Raw genomic sequence first — 17,777 nt, forward strand, 5'->3', positions numbered from 1 at the left:
GACATTGATTGCCATCGCAACCACCGTTGCATAACGCGTTAAATATCCGTAGCTGTCCGATATCACCGCGAGAGATGCCATGACCGACGCTATAGTCCTGCCGCACGTTCGTTCGATCCCGCCCTATCCGCCGGGCCGGCCGATTGCTGCGGTCGCGCGCGAATTCGGGCTCGATCCCGCGACGATCGTCAAACTGGCCAGCAACGAAAGCCCGCTCGGCGCGAGCCCGGCGGCGCGCGCGGCCCTGGCGGCCTTGCCGGGCGAGACGGCGCTGTATCCCGATTTCGATTGTTTCGCGTTGCGCGAAGCGCTGTCGACGCTGCTCGACCTGCCGACCGACATGATTTTGCCGGGCACCGGCTCGAGCGATCTGTTCGGGCTGGCGGCGCGTGCGTGCCTCGCGCCGGGTCTGACCGCCGCGTGCCCGCAATATTCGTTCGTCGGGTTCGAGGGCGCGGTGCGGATGACCGGCGCCACCACCGTGATCACCCCGACCAACGGCTTCGTGCCCGATCTCCCCGCCTTGGCCGAAGCAGCGCGCGCGGGCGCACGGATCGTCTATGTCGCCACGCCGGGCAATCCGACCGGGGCGCTGTGCGATCCTGCGGACGTCCTCACCTTCCTCCGCGCAGTGCCGGAGGATGTGCTGGTGCTGCTCGACGAAGCCTATCGCGACTATCTCGAGCCCGTCGAGTGCGTGCCGACCAAGGAACTGCTGGCGGCGCGGCGCAACCTCGTCATCCTGCGCACCTTCTCCAAGATCCATGGGCTCGCCGGGCTGCGCGTCGGCTATGGCTTGGGCGAGCCTGCGCTGATCGCGGCGCTGCGCGGCCTTCAGACGCCGTTCGCGGTGAGCAGCGCCGCCGAGGCGGCCGCAGTCGCGGCGCTGTCGGAACCCGGGTTCAGCGAGGATGTGCGGCTGCGCAACCGCGAATGGCGCGAGGCGCTGCGCGCGCAACTCGTCGCGCGCGGCCTCAGCGTTGCGCCCTCGAGCGCCAACTTCCTGCTGGTCCAGGTCGGCGATGGCGCGGCCATGTTCCAGGCGCTGATGCGGCGCGGCGTGATCGTCCGCCCGGTCGGCAATTACGGACTCGCCGACTGGATCCGCGTGACGATCGGCTTGCCGCACGAAACCGATACTTTCCTCGCAGCGCTCGACGACGTGCGCGCCAATGGTTGAGCAAACTGGAGCTTCGATGACGATCACGGGTGGCCAAGCGCTGGTGGAACAGCTGGTGCGCGAAGGCGTGCAGGATCTGTTCGGCATTCCCGGCATTCAGCTCGATTGGGCGGTCGACGCACTACGGCAGCGGCAGGACGATATCCGCCTCTATGTCCCGCGGCACGAGCAGACCACGTCGTACATGGCCGATGGATACGCCCGATCGGGCACGCGGGAGGGCGTGTGCATGACCGTGCCGGGCCCGGGCATGCTCAACGCGCTGTCGGGGCTGGCGACCGGCTATGCCTGCAGCTCGCGCATGCTATTCGTGTCGGGTCAGATCGAGTCCAGCGCGATCGGCAAGGGCTATGGGCTGCTGCACGAAATTCCCGACCAGTCGGGCATTCTCGCCTCGCTCACCAAATGGCACGCGCTCGCGCGATGCCAGCAGGAGGTGGCCGATGTGGTGCATGAGGCGTTCGTCCAGCTGCGCTCGGGCCATCCGCGGCCGGTCGCGATCGAGATCCCGCCCGATGTGCTGCAAGGCACGGCCGAGGTGCGGTTCCACGACGCGGCCACCCCTGCCCCGCTTCGGCCCGCCCCCGCCCGGATCGCGCAGATCGCCGCTTTGCTGCGCGACGCCCGCTCGCCCGTGATCGTCGCCGGCGGCGGCGTCGCAGCCGCACGCGCGGGCGACGCTTTGCGTTCGCTTGCCGAGCGCCTGCAGGCGCCGGTGGTCATGACCGAGAACGCGCGCGGCGTGCTGTCGTCGCGCCACGATCTCGCCACCACGATGCTCGGCAGCCGCGCGCTGTTGCCGCACGCCGATGTCGTGCTGGTCGTCGGCAGCCGCTTCCTCGATGCGCTCGGCCGGCCCCATGCCACGCCGCCGGGCTGCCGCATCGTCTATGTGAACCTCGATCCGCGAGCGCTCGGTGCACCGCGGCCAGAGGGAGTCGCGCTGGAGGCCGATGCCGGCGCGGTGCTCGCCGCGCTCGCCGAGGCGCTGCAGGATGTGCCGCAGCGCCCGTCGCGCGCCGCCGACATGGCGCTGGTCCGCACGTGGTGCGACGCACAGCTCGGGCGGATCCGGCCGCAAGCGGATCATCTCGCGGCGTTGCGCTCGGCCGCGGCGGATGACGACGTGCTGGTCAGCGAACTGACTCAGGTCGGCTATTATGCCGGCCTCGCCTATCCCGCCTATCAGGCCGGCACTATCCTCACGCCCGGCTATCAGGGTACGCTCGGCTATGGCTTTCCGACCGCGCTCGGCGCTTGCGTCGCCAATCCCGAGAAACGCGTCATTTCGATCAGCGGCGATGGCGGCTTTGGCTGGGGCGCGTCCGAGCTCGCCACCGTCGCGCGCTATGGCTTCGACCTGTCGATCGTGGTGTTCGTCGACGGGCAATATGGCAATGTCCGCCGGATCCAGCGCCAGACCTTCGGCAGCCCGTTCGCGACCGACTTGACCAATCCCGACTTCCAGATCCTCGCGCAAGCCTATGGCATCCCGGCCGAGCAGGTGGTGGCGCCAGAAGATCTGGAAGCCGCGCTCAAGCGCGCCGCTGCACGCGGCGGCCCGTCGCTGATCGAAGTCCGTGTCGGCGAGATGCCCAGCCCCTGGGCATTGATCCACGCCTTCGTGCCGCCGAGCGAGCCACCGCCGCCCTTGCCGATCCTGTCCGACCGCTGATCCCGCACCGCCCGAAGGAGACCCGCATGCACCAGCCGAACGCCGATCGTCCCGCGCCGGCGGAGGCGGACTATCGCTACGGCTGGTACGTCACCGCGGTGCTGATGGTGGCATATACCTTCTCCTTCCTCGACCGGCAGATCCTCAATCTGATGGTGTCTCCGATCGAGCATGACCTGGGGATCAACGACCTGCAGTTCGCGCTGCTGACCGGCGCGGCGTTCGGCATTCTCTATACCATCGCCGGCCTGCCCCTGGGATGGCTGGCGGACCGCTATCCGCGCAAGTGGATCGTCAGCGGCGGCATCGCCTGCTGGAGCGTGATGACCGCGGTGTGCGGCCTTGCCGGCAGTTTCGGGCAATTGTTCGTCGCGCGGATCGGCGTCGGGGTGGGCGAAGCGGCGCTGTCGCCCTCGGCCTATTCGATGCTGTCCGACCTGTTCGATCGCTCTCGCCTGCCCCGGGCGCTGAGCCTCTATACCTTCGGCATCTTCCTTGGCGTCGGCCTGGCGATGATCCTCGGGGGCGAGATCATCGACTTGGTCGAACGCCTCCCGCTCGCGCAGCGGGTCATGGCGCAGGGCGTGCGCTCGTGGCAGCTTGTCTTCCTGGTGGTGGGTTTGCCGGGCTTGCTGGTTGCAGGCTGGCTCGCCACGCTGCGCGAACCGGCGCGGCGCGGCGACCGCACCGACCCGGCCTCGGCGGGCCTCGATCTGCGCCCGCTCTTCACGTTCCTGCTGCAGCACAAGCGCATGTCGTTCTCGCTGCTGATCGGATCGGCGTTGCTGTCGGTACTGAGCTCGATCGACGCCTGGTATCCGGAGCTGTTCATCCGCACCTTCGGCTGGAGCAGCGCGCTGTCGGGCCGCGCCAACGGCCTGTCCTCGCTGATCGGTGGACCGATCGGCCTCGTCTTCGCCGGCACCTGGTCGAGCCGGATGCTGAAGGCCGGGCGGACCGACGCATGTCTGCGCCTGACCGCACTGGCCGCGCTCGGCACCGGCCTCGCTGCGATCGTCATGCCGCTGATGGCCAACCCCTGGGCAATGACTGCTCTGCTGTTCCCGATCAAATTTTTCATGGGGTTCACCCCGGTGTTGATTCCTGCGGCGATCCAGATGGTTGCGCCCAACCGGCTGCGCGGACAGATGAGCGCCGCTTTCCTGTTCACCACCGGGCTGGTCGGGGTGACGTGCGGGCCGGTGCTGCCGGCGCTGCTGACCGACTATGTCTTCGGCTCGCCGCACATGCTGCGCTACGCGCTCGCCATCTCGGCCGCGATCATCACGCCCCTGGCGTTCGGCGGACTGTGGCTCGGGATGGCGCAATATCGCACTGCCTACGCCGCGCAGGTCGGCTGACTCGCGGGACATGACAAGGGCCGCTTCCACCCGGGTGGAAGCGGCCCTTGCGGCGGCGACAGTGTCGCTTTTCAGCGGCGGACGGAGAAGGTCACGCCGATCGTACGTGGGCGGAAGGTCGTGTAGAGGAGCGGCGCTGTCAGCGTCGAATAGGCCGTGCACGCCGCGCCGGTCGAAGCATCGCAGCCGCTGCGGCCGTTCTGCGTCGCCAGCACTTCCTTCGAATTGAGCAGATTGTCCGCGAAGATCGACAGATCCCACGCCGCCCGCGCGATGCCCAGCCGCGCCGTCACATAATTGTTGGCGTCGATCTGGTAATTGTCGGGCAGATAGCCGGGCGTGCCAGGGCCCGTTCCCGAATGACCGGCCGAATTGTGCTGGTAGGTGGCGTTCACATAGCCGCGGAACGCGCCAATCGGCACTTCGTAATTGGTGCTGACATTGAAGCTGACCGCCGCCGGGCCGAAGCTGTCGCCGGCCTGGACATAGACCGCATTGCCCGGCGCCGGCCCGATCACCGAGCGCGTGTAATGCGCATCGGTGTAGCTGACTTCGCCGCTCAGGGTGAATCCGGCGAACGGGTGAACCGCCGCCTGCAGATCGCCGCCCTGCGACACCGCCTTGCCGCCGTTGATGGTATAGCCGAAGCCGCAGGTCGGCAGGCCGTACGCAATCTGGATCTCGCTCCAGTCGATGCGGAAGGCGTTGACGTCGAATGACAGCAGATTGCCCACGATCCGGCCCTTGGCGCCGACCTCGTAGCTCCACAGATGATCCGACTTGTAGGTTCCCGGCGTCGAGGAAATGTTGAGCGCCGCGAGATCGGCCGCGCACCGGCTGGCGGGCGGCGGCTGGTTCACCCCGCCGACGCGGAAGCCCTTCGACGCGGTGGCGTAGAGCATCGTGCGATCATCGGCCTGATATTGCAGCCCGAAACGCGGGGTGACCGGCGTTTCCTTGATCGTCCCGTCGGTCAGCCCGCCATTCGCCACCGTCGGCACGATGAAGCCGGAGAAAACGCCCGCAGTGACCTGGTGGTAGCTGAAGCGTTCGCGCGACACGCGCCCGCCGGCGACCACCTTGAGCTTGTCGGTGATCTTGTAATTCGCCTCGCCGAACAGCGCGAGCGAGCTTTCGGTCAGGTCCTGGTCGCGGTGATAGGTGACGTTGCCCGGCTCGACATCGACGCGGAAGATCGCGATCGGCGGCGCGCCGAACACCGCCTGGGTCAGGTCGGCGAGATTGGCGTTGATGTGGTAGTTCGAGTTGTTGTTGTAGTGCGAATAGAAGCCGCCGACGACCCAGCTGAACGGGCTGGTGGTGTCATGACTCGACAGCCGCAGTTCCTGCGTGAAGCCGTTGCGGGTGTTTTCGTAGACCGGGGTCGAGCGATACAGCGCCAGATTGTGGACGAAGGGATAGCCGCCCTGGAAGTTCGCCGCCTCGACATAGGAATAATCGGCCGCGCCGCTGGTGCGATCATCGATATAGGATGATACCGAGGTCAGGTCGGCGAAACCGAGTGAATCCTCGATCTTCAGCGACGGCACGAAGAAGCGTTGCTTGCGCGGTTGCTTGACCACGCACGGCGTCGCGCCGACGGCGAAATCATCGCCGATGTTGCAATTGTTGCCGCTCTGGTTGCGGTCGAAATGCACCGCCGGATAGGTATAGTCGTCGACCGTGCGCGACGGGATCGATGCCCATTGCGTGCTCGAATTGTCCTGGTCGTCATAGGAATAATAGAAACTCGGCGTGATCCTAAGCCGCTCGTTCGGCGCGAACAGCAACGCCGCGCGATACGAGCCGGCGGTGCCGGTGTTGGTATCCTTCTCGATCGTCGCGCCGGTGAAGCGATTGACGTGATCGATATAGCCGCCGTCGCGCTGGACATCGGCGCTGACGCGCAGCGCGAGCTTGCCTTCGATCAGCGGGACGCCGACCGCTGCACCGGCCTGGAAACTGATCCCGCCATCCTTGGTCGAGCTGACCTCGGAGCGCGAATAGAGCGTCGGCGTGTCGAGGTTCGGCGTCGGCGTGATGAAGCGGATCGTGCCGCCGAGCGAGGACCCGCCGAACAGCGTGCCCTGCGGCCCGCGCAACACTTCGACGCGGTCGAGGTCGAACAGATGCGGGATCGGCGTGCCGCTTCCCGAAATGCCGACGGCAGTGCGCTTCTGCAGCGGGATGTCATCGACATAGATGCCGGTGGTCGGCGCGCCGCCCGAGGAGGAGATACCGCGGACCGAGATGCTGGGGTTGCGATCGGCAGAAGGATTGACCCCGAGCGCCAGCCCCGGAACGGTACGGATGATGTCGTTGAAGGTGCGGACGTTGGCCCGGTCCATCGTTTGCTGCGTCAGCGCGGTGATGCTGAGCGGCACGCGGCTGAGCAAGGTGGATTGCTTGGTAGCGGTGACGACGATGTCGCCCGAGTCCACGGCGTCGGCTGGTGGTGCGGCCTGATCGGGCGCTTGCTGCGCGAACGCCGCGCTCGGCACGATGAACAGAAAGGCCGTGGAGGAGGCGAAGCACCTCAACCTATTCAATTTTTTGCGCATGCCAATTCCCCTAAGCGCGGATAGCGCCGCGTTCGCGAATGTCCTTGCGTTGCTCCTGGGCGGCTCTTCGACGGCGGCTCTTCGACTCACCTTGCGATAATATTTAACGCGTTACATTATTGTTGCAAGCGCGTTGATCCGGGGATGACACGCGCGATCATGCCGGCCGGCACAGGAATGATCGGATACCGTATATTATAATTGACTTTGCGGAGCGACTTGGTCCCCTCCACGGGCGTGAACCCAACGGGTCTCCCATGGCGCCGGCACTGCGGCGCGGGACACTTCCAACCGAGGACATTTTGATGACTACGTCGCGTATCCTGGCTTTCGTGCTCGCGCTGGCGACGTTGTGCCTGCCCGTCGCCCTAATCGCGGCCCCGGGCTCGGCGGAGTTTTCCCGCTCGATCGGGCTTCGCGAACAATGGGAATATCTCACGCGGGACGTGGCATGGCCGGCGCAGTGGACGTCGGACGGGCGTCACTTCTTCTATCGCAAGACCGTAGAGGGCGGCTTCGTTTTCGAGACGGTGGATGCGCGTACGCTCGCCAAGTCCCCGGCGTTCGACCAGGCGAAGGTCGCGCGATCGCTCGCCGCCGCGCTCGGCCATCCCGTCGCAGCGCTACGCCTACCGTTCTCGTCGTTCGGCTTTAGCGACGACGGCAAGGCGATCGATTTCACGATCGATGAGGTGGCATGGCGTTGTAGCCTGGGCGTACAGGGTTGTGCGATCCAGCCGAACCATCGCCGCCCGCGCGGCTTCGGCGTAGTCCGGGACCTTTCCGTACCTGCCGACAATCGCCCCGCCCTTTCGCCCGACGGTCGATGGCAAGCACTCGTCGAGGACAATCAACTGATCCTCCGCAGCACAGGCGGCCCGGATGTGATCACCCTCAGTCGCGACGGCTCGGCCGGTGATTTCTACGACCCCGAGACCTTGGCCTGGTCGCCCGACAGCCGTCACATCCTGATCTACCGCGTCCGCCCGGGCTATGCCCGCCAGGTGCTGCGCGTGGAGGCCGCGCCCGCGGGGCAATTGCAGCCGGCGCTGCGCACGCAGCTCTATCCCAAGCCTGGTGACGCGATCGATCAGGAGCAACCGGTGCTGTTCGACATCACCACGCACCGCGAGATCGTCATCGACCCGCGCCTGTTCCCGAACCCTTATCAACTCTCGCAACCCCGCTGGCGCAAGGATGGTCGAAGTGTCGCGTTCGATTATGTCCGCCGCGGCTTCCAGCAGGCGCGAGTGATCGCCATCGACGCCGAAACCGGCACGGCGCAAGCCGCGGTGACGGAAGACGCCGCTACCTTCGTCTATGCCGATCGTCGCTTCGTACACGAGGTAAATGGGCTCGGCGACGAGCTCGTCTGGGCATCGGAACGCGATGGCTGGAACCACCTCTACCTCATCGATGGCCACACCGGACAGGTGAAGAACCGCATCACGCAGGGCAATTGGGTCGTGCGCGACATTGTGAAAGTGGACGATACCAAGCGCCAGATCTGGTTCGCCGCGAGCGGCATGAACCCCGGCGAAGACCCGTATTTCAAGCATTACTACCGCATCGACTTCGACGGACGGCATCTGACATCGCTGACGCCCGTGAACGCGGACCATGATGCCGCCTTCTCCCCCGACATGACGATGTTCGTCGACACCTATTCGCGCGTCGACTTGCCCACGGTGAGCGAGTTGCGACGTGCCGCCGACGGCACCGTGGTGGCGACCATCACCAAAGGGGATGTCTCCCGGCTGATCGCCGCAGGATTTCGGCCGCCAGAGGTGTTCACCGCAAAAGGGCGTGACGGAAAAACCGATATCTGGGGCATCGTGGTGCGGCCACGCGACTATGATCCGCACAAGCGCTATCCCGTGATCGAGAACATCTACGCCGGTCCGCACGACAGCTTCGTGCCCAAGGGCTTCTGGCCGTTTGGCTACCATGCCGGCGGCGACAAGGTGATCGGCATGCAGGCGCAGGCGGACCTTGGCTTCATCGTCGTCCAAATTGACGGGATGGGCACGGCCAATCGGTCGAAGGCATTTCAGGACGTCGCCTGGAAAGATCTGGGCGATTCGGGCTTTCCGGATCGTATCGCCTGGCATCGTGCGCTGGCCGCGCGCGACCCATCCTACGATATCGGTCGCGTCGGCATCTACGGCGCCTCGGCCGGCGGGCAGAGTACGCTCGACGCGCTGCTGTTCCACGGGGACTTCTACAAGGCGGGCGTGGCCTATGCCGGTTGCTACGACAACCGCATGGACAAGATCAGCTGGAACGAACAATGGCTCGGCTGGCCCGTCGACAAGAGCTATGCCGCGGCTTCGGGCGTAGAAAATGCGTGGCGGCTGACCGGCAAGTTGCTGCTGATTGTTGGCGAACAGGACAGCAATGTCGACCCCGCCTCGACGCTTCAGGTGGTCGACGCGTTGATCAAGGCCAACAAGGATTTCGACCTGCTCATGATCCCCGGCGGCGAGCACAGCGTCGGTCGATCGACTGGACCGATCGATTATGTCGCGCGTCGCCAATTCGCCTTTTTCGTGCGCAACTTGATTGGCGATCCGACACCCGAGTGGAACGCGGCGCCTATGCAGGTCGCGACAAGACCATGATCCGTCGCCTCCACCCCTCGAACAAGCGATGAAGCTGCGGCGCGCAACAGGGTTGAGATAGCAGACGCGATCCTCGCGGCCACACGACCGCGTCGATCGCGAGCAATCCTGGGTTCAGGCTCGAGGCCCAAATATCCGCCGCAACGTCGCAGCGCAAAAGCACTTGATACTTTATATCATAACTACTACCGCAGCGCAGCACATCTCACAGTAATGGAAATCCTGCATGTTGCGTCCCTTCCTGCTTGCCACTGCCGCGCTCGTTGCCGTTCCCGCTTATGCCGACGAAGCACCCGGCGCGCCGGCCTCCGCTCCCGCGGCGAACGCAGCCGCCCCCGCCGATGCACCTGCGGCCGACACGCAGGACCATGACCAGCCTGCGCAGGAAATCGTCATCACCGGCACGCGCGCCCGCAACAATGCCGATGTGCTGGGCGGCACCACGGTGCTCGCCAAGGAAGAACTGACGCGCGAGATGCGCACGACGATCGGCGAGACGCTGGCGCGCCAGCCCGGCGTGTCCGCCACGTCGTTCGGCCCCAATGCCTCCCGCCCGGTGCTGCGCGGCTTTGTCGGCGCCCGCGCGCCGCTGTTGGTCGATGGCATCGGCAGCATCGACGTGTCGAACACCTCGGCTGACCATGCGCCGGTGATCAACCCGCTCACCGCCGACCGTATCGAAGTGCTGCGCGGGCCGACCGCGCTGATCTTCGGCCCCTCGGCGATTGGCGGCGTCGTCAATGTGATCGACAGCCGCATCCCCCGCCGCCTGCCCGAGGAAGCCGTGCACATCGACGGCATCGCAACCTATGGCAGCGCCGCCGACGAGCGTTCGGCCTCGGGCGCGGTGGACGTGCCGGTTGCCGGCAAGATCGTGCTGCACGCCGATGGCAGCTATTCGAAGACCAACGACCAGAACACCGGCGGCTATGTGCTGAGCCGCGACCTGCGCCGCCAAGCCGCCGCAAGCGCCGATCCGGATGTCCAGGAGCTCGCCGACCTCAAGGGCAAGGTCCCCAACACCGCGGCCGAGACGTGGGAAGTCGCCGGCGGAGCCGCGATCGTCGACGACAATGGCAATCTCGGCTTCTCGGTGAGCCATTTCGACAGCCTCTATGGCGTGCCCATCCGCTATTCGCTCGATCCTGCGATCGAGGCCGAGAAGGTCCGCCTCCATGTCAAGCAGGACCGGTTCGACCTGCGCGGCGAAGTGAATACCGGCGACGGCTTCCTCAAGCAGATCCGCCTGCGCGCCGCTGCTGCGGACTATCGCCACAGCGAGATCGAAGACACCGGCGAAGTCGGCACCACCTTCTTCAGCCAGGGCTTTGAGGGCCGGCTGGAGTTCGTCCAGAACGTCAAGGGCGGCTGGGACGGCATGACCGGCGGCCAGTTCTCGATCCGCGACATGCACGTCGTCGGCGACGAGAAGTTTCTGCCCAAGAACGAGGCCCAGCAATTCGGCCTCTTCACCCTGCAGTCGCTCGATTTCGGCCCGTTCCGGGCAGAGGCCGCGGCGCGCTTCGAACATAACCAGCTCACCGCCCAGGCCGATGACGATATCGGCAACCCGGCCTATGACCGCAGCTTCAACAGCGTCTCCGGATCGCTCGGCGCCAGCTATGCGCTGGCCAAGGGTCTGCGCTTCGGCGTCAATGTCTCGCGCAGCGAGCGCGCGCCGACGGCGGAGGAATTGTTCGCCAATGGTCCGCATGCCGGCACCCAGGCATTCGAGATCGGCAATCCCGACTTCACCACCGAAAAGGCATGGGGCGTCGAGGCGACGCTGAAGGGCAGCGGTGACGGCTGGAGCTTCTCGGCGGCGGCCTATCATAACTGGTTCAGCGACTATATCTTCGACGCGCCGACCGGCGCCGTGGAAGACGGCCTGCCAGTCTACCAATACAACCAGGCCGATGCGCGCTATTATGGCTTCGAAGTCGAAGCCTCGAAGCGGCTGGCGACGATCGGCGGCTTCACGGTCAACGCCGATGCGCTTTCCGACTATGTCCATGCCGAAGTGGTCGATTCGGGGCCCGTTCCGCGCATCCCGCCGCTCCGCCTGATGGGCGGGCTCGAGGCGCAATCGGACAAGATCGACGGCCGCGTCGAAGTGGAACATGCCTTTGCGCAGGACCGCGTCGCCGCGTTCGAGACGGACACCGATGCCTATACGCTGGTCAACGCCTCGATCTCGCTCAAGCCCTGGGGCACCGGCTCCAACACCAGCATCCTGCTTTCGGCGAACAATATCTTCGATGTCGAGGCGCGCCGCTCCACCAGCGTACTCAAGGACTATGCGCCGCTGACGGGTCGTGATTTCCGCGCGACCCTGCGCGTGCAACTCTGAAGCCAATGGGCCGTTCGCTGCGGATGGACGGCCCTCACCCTGCCGATGTCGTAGAGCTCCGGTCGGAGCGTGCCGCTTCCTGGCGCGTGCCCTGGCCGGTGTTCGCGCTCGGTGTCGTAACGCTGGCGCTGCTCGGCCTGTTGTGGCTCGGGCACGAACTGGTCGAGGGCGACGGCGCGCGGTTCGATCGCGCGATCATCCTCGCGATGCGCGTGCCCGGCCATCCCGGGCAGCCGATCGGCCCGGCCTGGCTGCCCTCGGCCGTGCGCGACGTCACCGCGCTGGGCAGCTCGACGATCCTCACCTTCGTGGTGATCGCCACGGCAAGCTTCCTCGCGCTCAAGCGGCGCTTCGATACCGCCGGCATGATGATCGCGGCGTCCGTGCTCGGCGCGAGCGCGGTGACGCTGGTCAAGGCGCTAGTCGATCGCTCGCGCCCCGATCTGATCGACCGCCTCATGCACGAAACCTCTTCCAGCTTCCCGAGCGGCCATGCTGCCAACAGCGCGATCGTCTATCTGACGCTCGCCACCCTGCTGTTCCCGGTGCTCGGCGACCGCAAGATGCGCGGCTTCGTCCTGGGCATCGCGCTGCTCCTGGTCGGCGCAATCGGCGTCAGCCGCGTCTATCTCGGCGTCCACTGGCCCAGCGACGTGCTCGCCGGCTGGGCGTTCGGCAGCCTGTGGGCGTTGCTGTGGTGGCGGATCGAGCTGACGGCGTTCCGCGCGAGGCGAGCAGGCTAGCCCTGGCGCTCGGCGAGGCTGCGCTCCCAGGCCAGCGCATCCTTGACGATGCCTTCCAGATCGTCGTGCTTGGGCCGCCACGGCAGCGTGCTCAGAATCTTCGAATTATCCGCGACCAGCGCATCGGGGTCGCCGGCGCGGCGGCCCTCGAGCTTGCGCTCGATCGTCCGGTTGGTGACGCGATCGACTGCGTCGAGCACCTGGAGCACCGAGAAGCCCCGGCCATAGCCGGCGTTCATCGTGTGATTTTCCTCGGGCTTCGCGATCAGCAGGTCGAGCGCATCGACATGCGCCGCGGCGAGATCGGTGACATGGATGTAATCGCGCACACCGGTACCGTCCTGCGTGGCGAAATCGGTGCCGAACACCGAGACGGCGCTGCGCTTGCCGGTCGCTGCTTCGGCGGCAATCTTGATCAGGTGCGTGGCGCCCGCGGTCGATTGGCCGCTGCGGCCCTGCGGGTCGGCGCCGGCGACGTTGAAATAGCGCAGCGCGGCATAGTTGAGCGGATGCGCCGCAGCGACGTCCTTGAGCATGATTTCGGTCATCAGCTTGGACGTGCCATAGGGGTTGATCGGCACCTTGGGACTGTCTTCGGAGACCGGCACCTTGTCAGGAATGCCATAGGTTGCGGCGGTCGACGAGAAGATGAAGTGCTTCACGCCCTCGGCGACGGCGCTCTCGATCAGCGCACGGCTGGCGACGGTATTGTTGCGATAATATTTGAGCGGATCGCTCACGCTCTCGGGGACCACCACTGATCCGGCGAAATGCATCACCGCGATCACGCCCTCGTCGCGCATCGTCCGGCGGACGATGGCATCGTCCTCGATTGCGGCGACCACCAGCTTGGCGCGCTTGTCGACGGCCCAGTCGAAACCGGTGACGAGATTGTCGACGACGACGACTTTCCAGCCCGCGTCGAGCAGCGCCAGAACCGCATGGCTCCCGATATAGCCCGCCCCGCCCGTCACCAGCACCGTACCGTCGCGCATTCGGAATCCTTTCGTTTCGCAGGCGCAGCACTACACGCGCCGATTGCACCGCGCCATGGCCCACCTATCTACAGCTCGACGAACCGAGGAGATTTTGATGACCACCGAAATTGCCACGCTGGCCGGCGGCTGCTTCTGGTGCACCGAAGCGGTATTCAACGACGTGATTGGCGTGACCAAGGTCGAGAGCGGCTATATCGGGGGCAGCAAGGCGAACCCGACCTACAAGGAAGTCTGCTCGGGAACCACCGGCCATGCCGAGGCGATCCGGGTGAGCTTCGATACCGATCAGATCAGCTATGGCGAGATCCTCGACATCTTCCTGGCAACGCACGATCCGACCCAGCTCAACCGCCAGGGCAACGACATCGGCACCCAGTATCGCTCGGCGATCTTCCCGCATTCGGACGCGCAAAAGGCCGAGGCCGAGGCGGCGATCGAGCGTGCGACCCCCGACTGGCCGGCGCCGATCGTCACCAGCATCGAGCCGCTGGGCGAATGGTATCCCGCCGAGGATTACCACCAGGAATATTGGCAGGGCGAAGGGCAGAGCAATCCCTATTGCCTGGCAGTGATCCCGCCCAAGATCCGCAAGCTCCGGAAAAGCTTCGCGGCACGCAGCAAGGAAGGCGCCGCCGCCTAGTCGCGGTGCGCAGCGCGGCGCAGGCGATCGTTGATCGCCGCGCCGATGCCGTGCGGCGGAATCGGCGCGATCGCCAGCCGCGGCGCGGACGCCGCGTCGGCGCGGTGAAGCGAATCGAATAGCTTGGCGGCGGCCTCGGTGAGGTTGCCGCTCGGCGAGAGGCTATCGTCGCCGGCGATGTCGCCGAAGCCGATCAGCCATTCGCCAGGTTCCCGCGCGATGGCGTTCAGGCGCAGCGGCTTGGACGGCGCATAATGGCTGGCGAGCTGGCCGGGCGCGGTCACGGCCTCGCCGACCGGCACCGGTCCGGCTTCGCTGAAACCCAGCAACTCCGCGGTCAGCGGGCCCGGCCGCAGGATCCGCGAGCCCTGGACGATCGTCGACTCCAGCCCCGCCGCGGTCGCGCCATCGTCGATCACCAGCGGTATTCGCCCGGCCAGGCTTCTGGCGACATGCTCCGCGCGGGTCGGCGAGATTCCCCCGCTGGCGTTGGCCGAAGGCGCCGCCAGCGGCACGCCAGCCGCCGCGAGCAACGCCTGCATCGCCCGGTGCGCCGGCACCCGGATCGCGATCGTATCGAGCCCGGCAGTGACAAGCGAGGCGATCCCAGAATCGCGCCACACCGGCAGCACCAGCGTCAACGGCCCAGGCCAGAACCGCTCCGCCAGCATCCGCGCGCCCGCATCGAACACCGCGATCCACTCTGCCGCGGCGAGATCGGGCACATGGACGATCAGCGGATTGAAGCTCGGCCGCCCCTTGGCTTCGTAGATCCCTGCCACCGCGCGCGAATCGGTCGCGTCGGCGGCGAGGCCGTAGACGGTTTCGGTGGGCACCGCGACGCATTGCCCCGCGCGAATCGCCGCGGCGGCTTCGGCGATCGCAGCCTCGCCGTAGGGTAAGATGCGCGGATTTGTCGGGCTCACCCGAGCGGGGCTATATCGCCCGCAACCAGACCACAAGAGAGGCTTCCCGAGAGTCATGAGCTTCACCCCCGCAACCGCCGAGCAGCGCTTTGTCCTCGAACATATCGTCGGCCTCGGCGAGATCAGCGAAGAGGCCGCCGAGATGATGGACCCGGTGCTGGAGGGCGCCGGCCAGTTCGCCGCGGGCGAATGGGCGCCGCTGGAGCGCGAAGGCGATGTCGACGGCCCCAAATGGACCGAGCAGGGCGTGCGGATGCCAGCCGGTTTCGCCGACGCCTACAAGGCTTATGTCGAGGGCGGCTGGGGCACGATCGGCTCGCCCGCCGATTTCGGGGGTCAGGGCCTGCCGGTCAGCCTGTCGGTCGCCGTGCTCGAGACGCTCGGCACCGCCAACATGGGCTTCGCGCTCGCCCCGATCCTCACCGTCGGCGCGATCGAGGCGCTCACCCATCACGGTTCGCCCGAGCAGCAGGCGCTGTATCTGCCCAAGCTTGCCACCGGCGAATGGACCGGCACGATGAACCTCACCGAGCCGCAGGCGGGATCGGACGTCGGCGCGCTCAAGTCCAAGGCCGATCCGGTCGGCGACGGCACCTACAAGGTCAAGGGCACCAAGATCTTCATCAGCTTCGGCGATCACGACATGGCTGACAACATCGTCCACCTCGTCCTCGCCCGCACCCCCGATGCGCCTGCCGGCACCAAGGGCCTGTCGCTGTTCCTCGTCCCCAAATACCGCCTTAACGAGGATGGCATGCCGGGCGCGTTCAACGACGTCCGCACGGTCTCGATCGAGCACAAAATGGGCCTCCATGCCTCGCCAACCTGCGTGCTGTCGTTCGGCGATCATGACGATTGTATCGGCGAACTGATCGGCGGCGAGTTCGGCGGCATCCGCGCGATGTTCACGATGATGAACAATGCCCGGCTCAATGTCGGCCTGCAGGGCGTTCAGGTCGCCGAGCGCGCCACCCAGCGCGCCGTCGGCTATGCCCGCGAGCGCGTTCAGGGCGTCCGCGCCGGCGCGCCCGCCGCGATCGTCGAACACCCAGACGTCCGCCGCATGCTGCTGCGCATGAAGGCGCAGACCCAGGCGGCGCGCGCGCTGGTCTATTACGCCTTCGGGCAGCTCGATCGTGCCCGCGCGGGCGATGCCGAAGCCAACAAGCGCGTCGAACTGCTCACGCCGCTCGCCAAGGCGCACGCCACCGATCTCGGCAATGAAGTCGCCTCGCTCGGCGTCCAGGTCCATGGCGGCATGGGCTATATCGAGGAGACCGGGGCCGCCCAGCATTTCCGGGACGCGCGCATAACGCCGATCTACGAAGGCACCAATGGCATTCAGGCGGCGGATCTAGTCGGCCGCAAACTGAGCATGGACAATGGCGGCACGCTGCTCACGCTGCTCGCCGAGATGCGGGGCGATGCCGAGGACGCCGAATTGCTGCGGCTGATCGACGCGTGCGAGGAAGTCGCGCGCAACCTGCTGACGAGTGAGCCCGACGATCGACTCGCGGCAAGCTATCCCTTCCTGACCATGCTCTCGGTCGCGGTGTGCGGCTGGCTGATGGAGGGAAGCGGCCGCATCGCTGCGCGCAGCGAAGCCACGGCCTTCCTCAGGATGAAGCACGCTGCGGCGCGCTTCTATGTCGAGCAGATCGTCCCCGAGGCAATCGGCCTCAAGGCCGCGGCGATGGCCAAGGCCGAACTGCTTTATGCCGTCGACGCGGAGACCTTCGCGGCCTGAACCTTCAGGCCGCGGCGCGGTCCGCCGTGTCGGTCAGCCAGGCCATCGCGGCGCAGCGCGTGTCGAATATGCGCATATAGGATTGCGTCATCTCGCGGCGCACCTGCAGCTTGGCGAGTGCGCTCGGCGTGACGATGGCGATGCGACTGGCGGCCGGGAAGTGATCGAAGCTGCGGCGAAAGGCCGCGACGGCATCCTGCGTCTGTACGGCGCTGGCGCTCATGTCCATTCGGAGCAGATAGCCCGACTTGAAGCCCTCCGCAGCGAAGCGGCGGGCAAGATCCTCGGCATAGGCGCCGACGGCCTCGGGGGCGAACAGCCCGATCCAGCGGATATCGAGCAGGTTGAGCTCGTGGTCGAAACGCATCGTGTACATGACCCGCCGGTCATGCCGCGTAACGGTTACCCAACGCTGAAAGCGTGCCTCCCGGAAAGCCCAGCGTCAGATCGGCTCGCCGTCCGGCGCCTCGAACAGCGTCAGTGCGCGCTCGCCGATGCCTAGCGCCGGCCATGCCGCACGCCAGGCCTTGATATGCGCCGCAGCCCCATGCGCGGCGAGGGTTTCGCGGCTCGCCCAATGTTCGGTGACGTGAATCAGCCCGGGATCGAGCACGTCCTCGCCATAGCAGTATTGGAGGCAGCCGGGCTCGGCGCGGCTTGCGGCGATCATCGCGGCCATGTGCGGCCGCGCGGCATCGAGATTGGCGGGCGGCACGCGGAAGGTGCCGGTGATCACCAGCATCACCGCTTGCCCTCGCCGGCTTCGGCCTGCGTCTCACCGCTCTCGCGCTTCTTGAGCAGGGTTTCGGTCGCCTGGGCGCGCGCAGGATCGAACAGATGGCCGAACGCCAGGCCGATCAGCATCGCAACGCCGCCGGCGCTACCCTTGGCGTGGCGCCTGCCCCAGCGGATGATAAACGGCAGCGACAGCAGGATCGCGGCGACGCCCAGCCATTGCAGCCAAGCGCCCATGCC

At 66.4% G+C, this 17,777-nt stretch carries 14 protein-coding genes; 8 read left to right on the plus strand and 6 right to left on the minus strand.

Going from position 1 to position 17,777, the window contains the following annotated elements:
* The first annotated feature begins 79 nt into the window (after positions 1-79).
* From hisC to AB2M62_RS15390, 3 genes are read left to right on the plus strand one after another with little or no spacing between them, the layout of a single operon-like run.
* A complete protein-coding gene (gene hisC / locus AB2M62_RS15380; RefSeq protein WP_404335150.1) occupies positions 80-1,180 on the plus strand; it encodes a histidinol-phosphate transaminase in 1,101 nt (366 codons plus the stop codon).
* 16 nt (positions 1,181-1,196) lie between these two features.
* Positions 1,197-2,855 (plus strand): thiamine pyrophosphate-dependent enzyme, encoded by a 1,659-nt coding sequence (locus AB2M62_RS15385; RefSeq protein ID WP_404335152.1) that lies wholly within the window; start codon positions 1,197-1,199, stop codon positions 2,853-2,855.
* A gap of 26 nt (positions 2,856-2,881) precedes the next feature.
* Positions 2,882-4,216 (plus strand): spinster family MFS transporter, encoded by a 1,335-nt coding sequence (locus AB2M62_RS15390; protein ID WP_404335154.1) that lies wholly within the window; start codon positions 2,882-2,884, stop codon positions 4,214-4,216.
* A gap of 71 nt (positions 4,217-4,287) precedes the next feature.
* Here AB2M62_RS15390 and AB2M62_RS15395 read toward each other — a convergent pair whose 3' ends face one another.
* A complete protein-coding gene (locus AB2M62_RS15395) occupies positions 4,288-6,756 on the minus strand; it encodes a TonB-dependent receptor (RefSeq protein ID WP_404335156.1) in 2,469 nt (822 codons plus the stop codon).
* Positions 6,757-7,082: 326 nt separating this feature from the next.
* On the opposite strand from AB2M62_RS15395, the gene AB2M62_RS15400 reads away from it, so the two are divergent.
* The 3 genes from AB2M62_RS15400 (at position 7,083) to AB2M62_RS15410 (ending at position 12,491) form a co-directional block, all read left to right on the plus strand.
* Entirely contained in the window at positions 7,083-9,398 is a 2,316-nt protein-coding gene (locus AB2M62_RS15400) for a DPP IV N-terminal domain-containing protein (protein ID WP_404335158.1), read from the plus strand.
* A gap of 226 nt (positions 9,399-9,624) precedes the next feature.
* Positions 9,625-11,748: a TonB-dependent receptor gene (locus AB2M62_RS15405; protein ID WP_404335160.1), complete on the plus strand. Its 2,124-nt coding sequence runs from the start codon at positions 9,625-9,627 to the stop codon at positions 11,746-11,748.
* 5 nt (positions 11,749-11,753) lie between these two features.
* The gene (locus AB2M62_RS15410) at positions 11,754-12,491 is read left to right on the plus strand and encodes a phosphatase PAP2 family protein (RefSeq protein WP_404335162.1); all 738 of its coding nucleotides are present in this window, start codon (positions 11,754-11,756) and stop codon (positions 12,489-12,491) included.
* Here the strand turns inward: AB2M62_RS15410 and galE are convergent.
* Entirely contained in the window at positions 12,488-13,486 is a 999-nt protein-coding gene (gene galE, locus AB2M62_RS15415; RefSeq protein WP_404335164.1) for a UDP-glucose 4-epimerase GalE, read from the minus strand. The genes AB2M62_RS15410 and galE overlap by 4 nt on opposite strands.
* A 97-nt stretch (positions 13,487-13,583) precedes the next feature.
* On the opposite strand from galE, the gene msrA reads away from it, so the two are divergent.
* The gene (gene msrA, locus AB2M62_RS15420; RefSeq protein ID WP_404335166.1) at positions 13,584-14,129 is read left to right on the plus strand and encodes a peptide-methionine (S)-S-oxide reductase MsrA; all 546 of its coding nucleotides are present in this window, start codon (positions 13,584-13,586) and stop codon (positions 14,127-14,129) included.
* Here msrA and AB2M62_RS15425 read toward each other — a convergent pair.
* Complete coding sequence (locus AB2M62_RS15425) at positions 14,126-15,055, minus strand: L-threonylcarbamoyladenylate synthase (RefSeq protein WP_404335168.1); 930 nt, start codon at positions 15,053-15,055, stop codon at positions 14,126-14,128. The two genes, msrA and AB2M62_RS15425, sit on opposite strands and share 4 nt — an antisense overlap.
* 55 nt (positions 15,056-15,110) lie before the next feature.
* On the opposite strand from AB2M62_RS15425, the gene AB2M62_RS15430 reads away from it, so the two are divergent.
* Positions 15,111-16,802, plus strand: coding sequence for an acyl-CoA dehydrogenase (locus AB2M62_RS15430; RefSeq protein ID WP_404335170.1), 1,692 nt, complete (start codon positions 15,111-15,113; stop codon positions 16,800-16,802).
* 4 nt (positions 16,803-16,806) lie between these two features.
* Here AB2M62_RS15430 and AB2M62_RS15435 read toward each other — a convergent pair whose 3' ends face one another.
* The 3 genes from AB2M62_RS15435 to AB2M62_RS15445 form a co-directional block, all read right to left on the minus strand.
* Complete coding sequence (locus tag AB2M62_RS15435) at positions 16,807-17,178, minus strand: STAS/SEC14 domain-containing protein (protein WP_404335172.1); 372 nt, start codon at positions 17,176-17,178, stop codon at positions 16,807-16,809.
* Positions 17,179-17,244: 66 nt separating this feature from the next.
* Positions 17,245-17,544 carry a putative quinol monooxygenase gene (locus tag AB2M62_RS15440; RefSeq protein WP_404335174.1) on the minus strand — a complete coding sequence of 100 codons (300 nt, stop codon included), beginning with the start codon at positions 17,542-17,544 and terminating at the stop codon, positions 17,245-17,247.
* Complete coding sequence (locus tag AB2M62_RS15445) at positions 17,544-17,774, minus strand: hypothetical protein (RefSeq protein ID WP_404335176.1); 231 nt, start codon at positions 17,772-17,774, stop codon at positions 17,544-17,546. Before AB2M62_RS15445 ends, AB2M62_RS15440 begins: the two co-directional genes overlap by 1 nt.
* Between the last annotated feature and the right edge of the window lie 3 nt (positions 17,775-17,777).

The organism is Sphingomonas sp. MMS12-HWE2-04, assembly GCF_044881185.1.
In the GTDB taxonomy this organism is placed as follows: Bacteria; Pseudomonadota; Alphaproteobacteria; order Sphingomonadales; family Sphingomonadaceae; genus Sphingomonas.

Coding starts and splice junctions, on each gene's coding strand:
- hisC (WP_404335150.1), top strand. CDS start 80: ATGACCGACGCTATAGTCCTGCCGCACGTTCGTTCGATCCCGCCCTAT.
- AB2M62_RS15385 (WP_404335152.1), top strand. CDS start 1,197: ATGACGATCACGGGTGGCCAAGCGCTGGTGGAACAGCTGGTGCGCGAA.
- AB2M62_RS15390 (WP_404335154.1), top strand. CDS start 2,882: ATGCACCAGCCGAACGCCGATCGTCCCGCGCCGGCGGAGGCGGACTAT.
- AB2M62_RS15400 (WP_404335158.1), top strand. CDS start 7,083: ATGACTACGTCGCGTATCCTGGCTTTCGTGCTCGCGCTGGCGACGTTG.
- AB2M62_RS15405 (WP_404335160.1), top strand. CDS start 9,625: ATGTTGCGTCCCTTCCTGCTTGCCACTGCCGCGCTCGTTGCCGTTCCC.
- AB2M62_RS15410 (WP_404335162.1), top strand. CDS start 11,754: ATGGGCCGTTCGCTGCGGATGGACGGCCCTCACCCTGCCGATGTCGTA.
- galE (WP_404335164.1), bottom strand. CDS start 13,486: ATGCGCGACGGTACGGTGCTGGTGACGGGCGGGGCGGGCTATATCGGG.
- msrA (WP_404335166.1), top strand. CDS start 13,584: ATGACCACCGAAATTGCCACGCTGGCCGGCGGCTGCTTCTGGTGCACC.
- AB2M62_RS15430 (WP_404335170.1), top strand. CDS start 15,111: ATGAGCTTCACCCCCGCAACCGCCGAGCAGCGCTTTGTCCTCGAACAT.
- AB2M62_RS15435 (WP_404335172.1), bottom strand. CDS start 17,178: ATGTACACGATGCGTTTCGACCACGAGCTCAACCTGCTCGATATCCGC.
- AB2M62_RS15440 (WP_404335174.1), bottom strand. CDS start 17,544: ATGCTGGTGATCACCGGCACCTTCCGCGTGCCGCCCGCCAATCTCGAT.
- AB2M62_RS15445 (WP_404335176.1), bottom strand. CDS start 17,774: ATGGGCGCTTGGCTGCAATGGCTGGGCGTCGCCGCGATCCTGCTGTCG.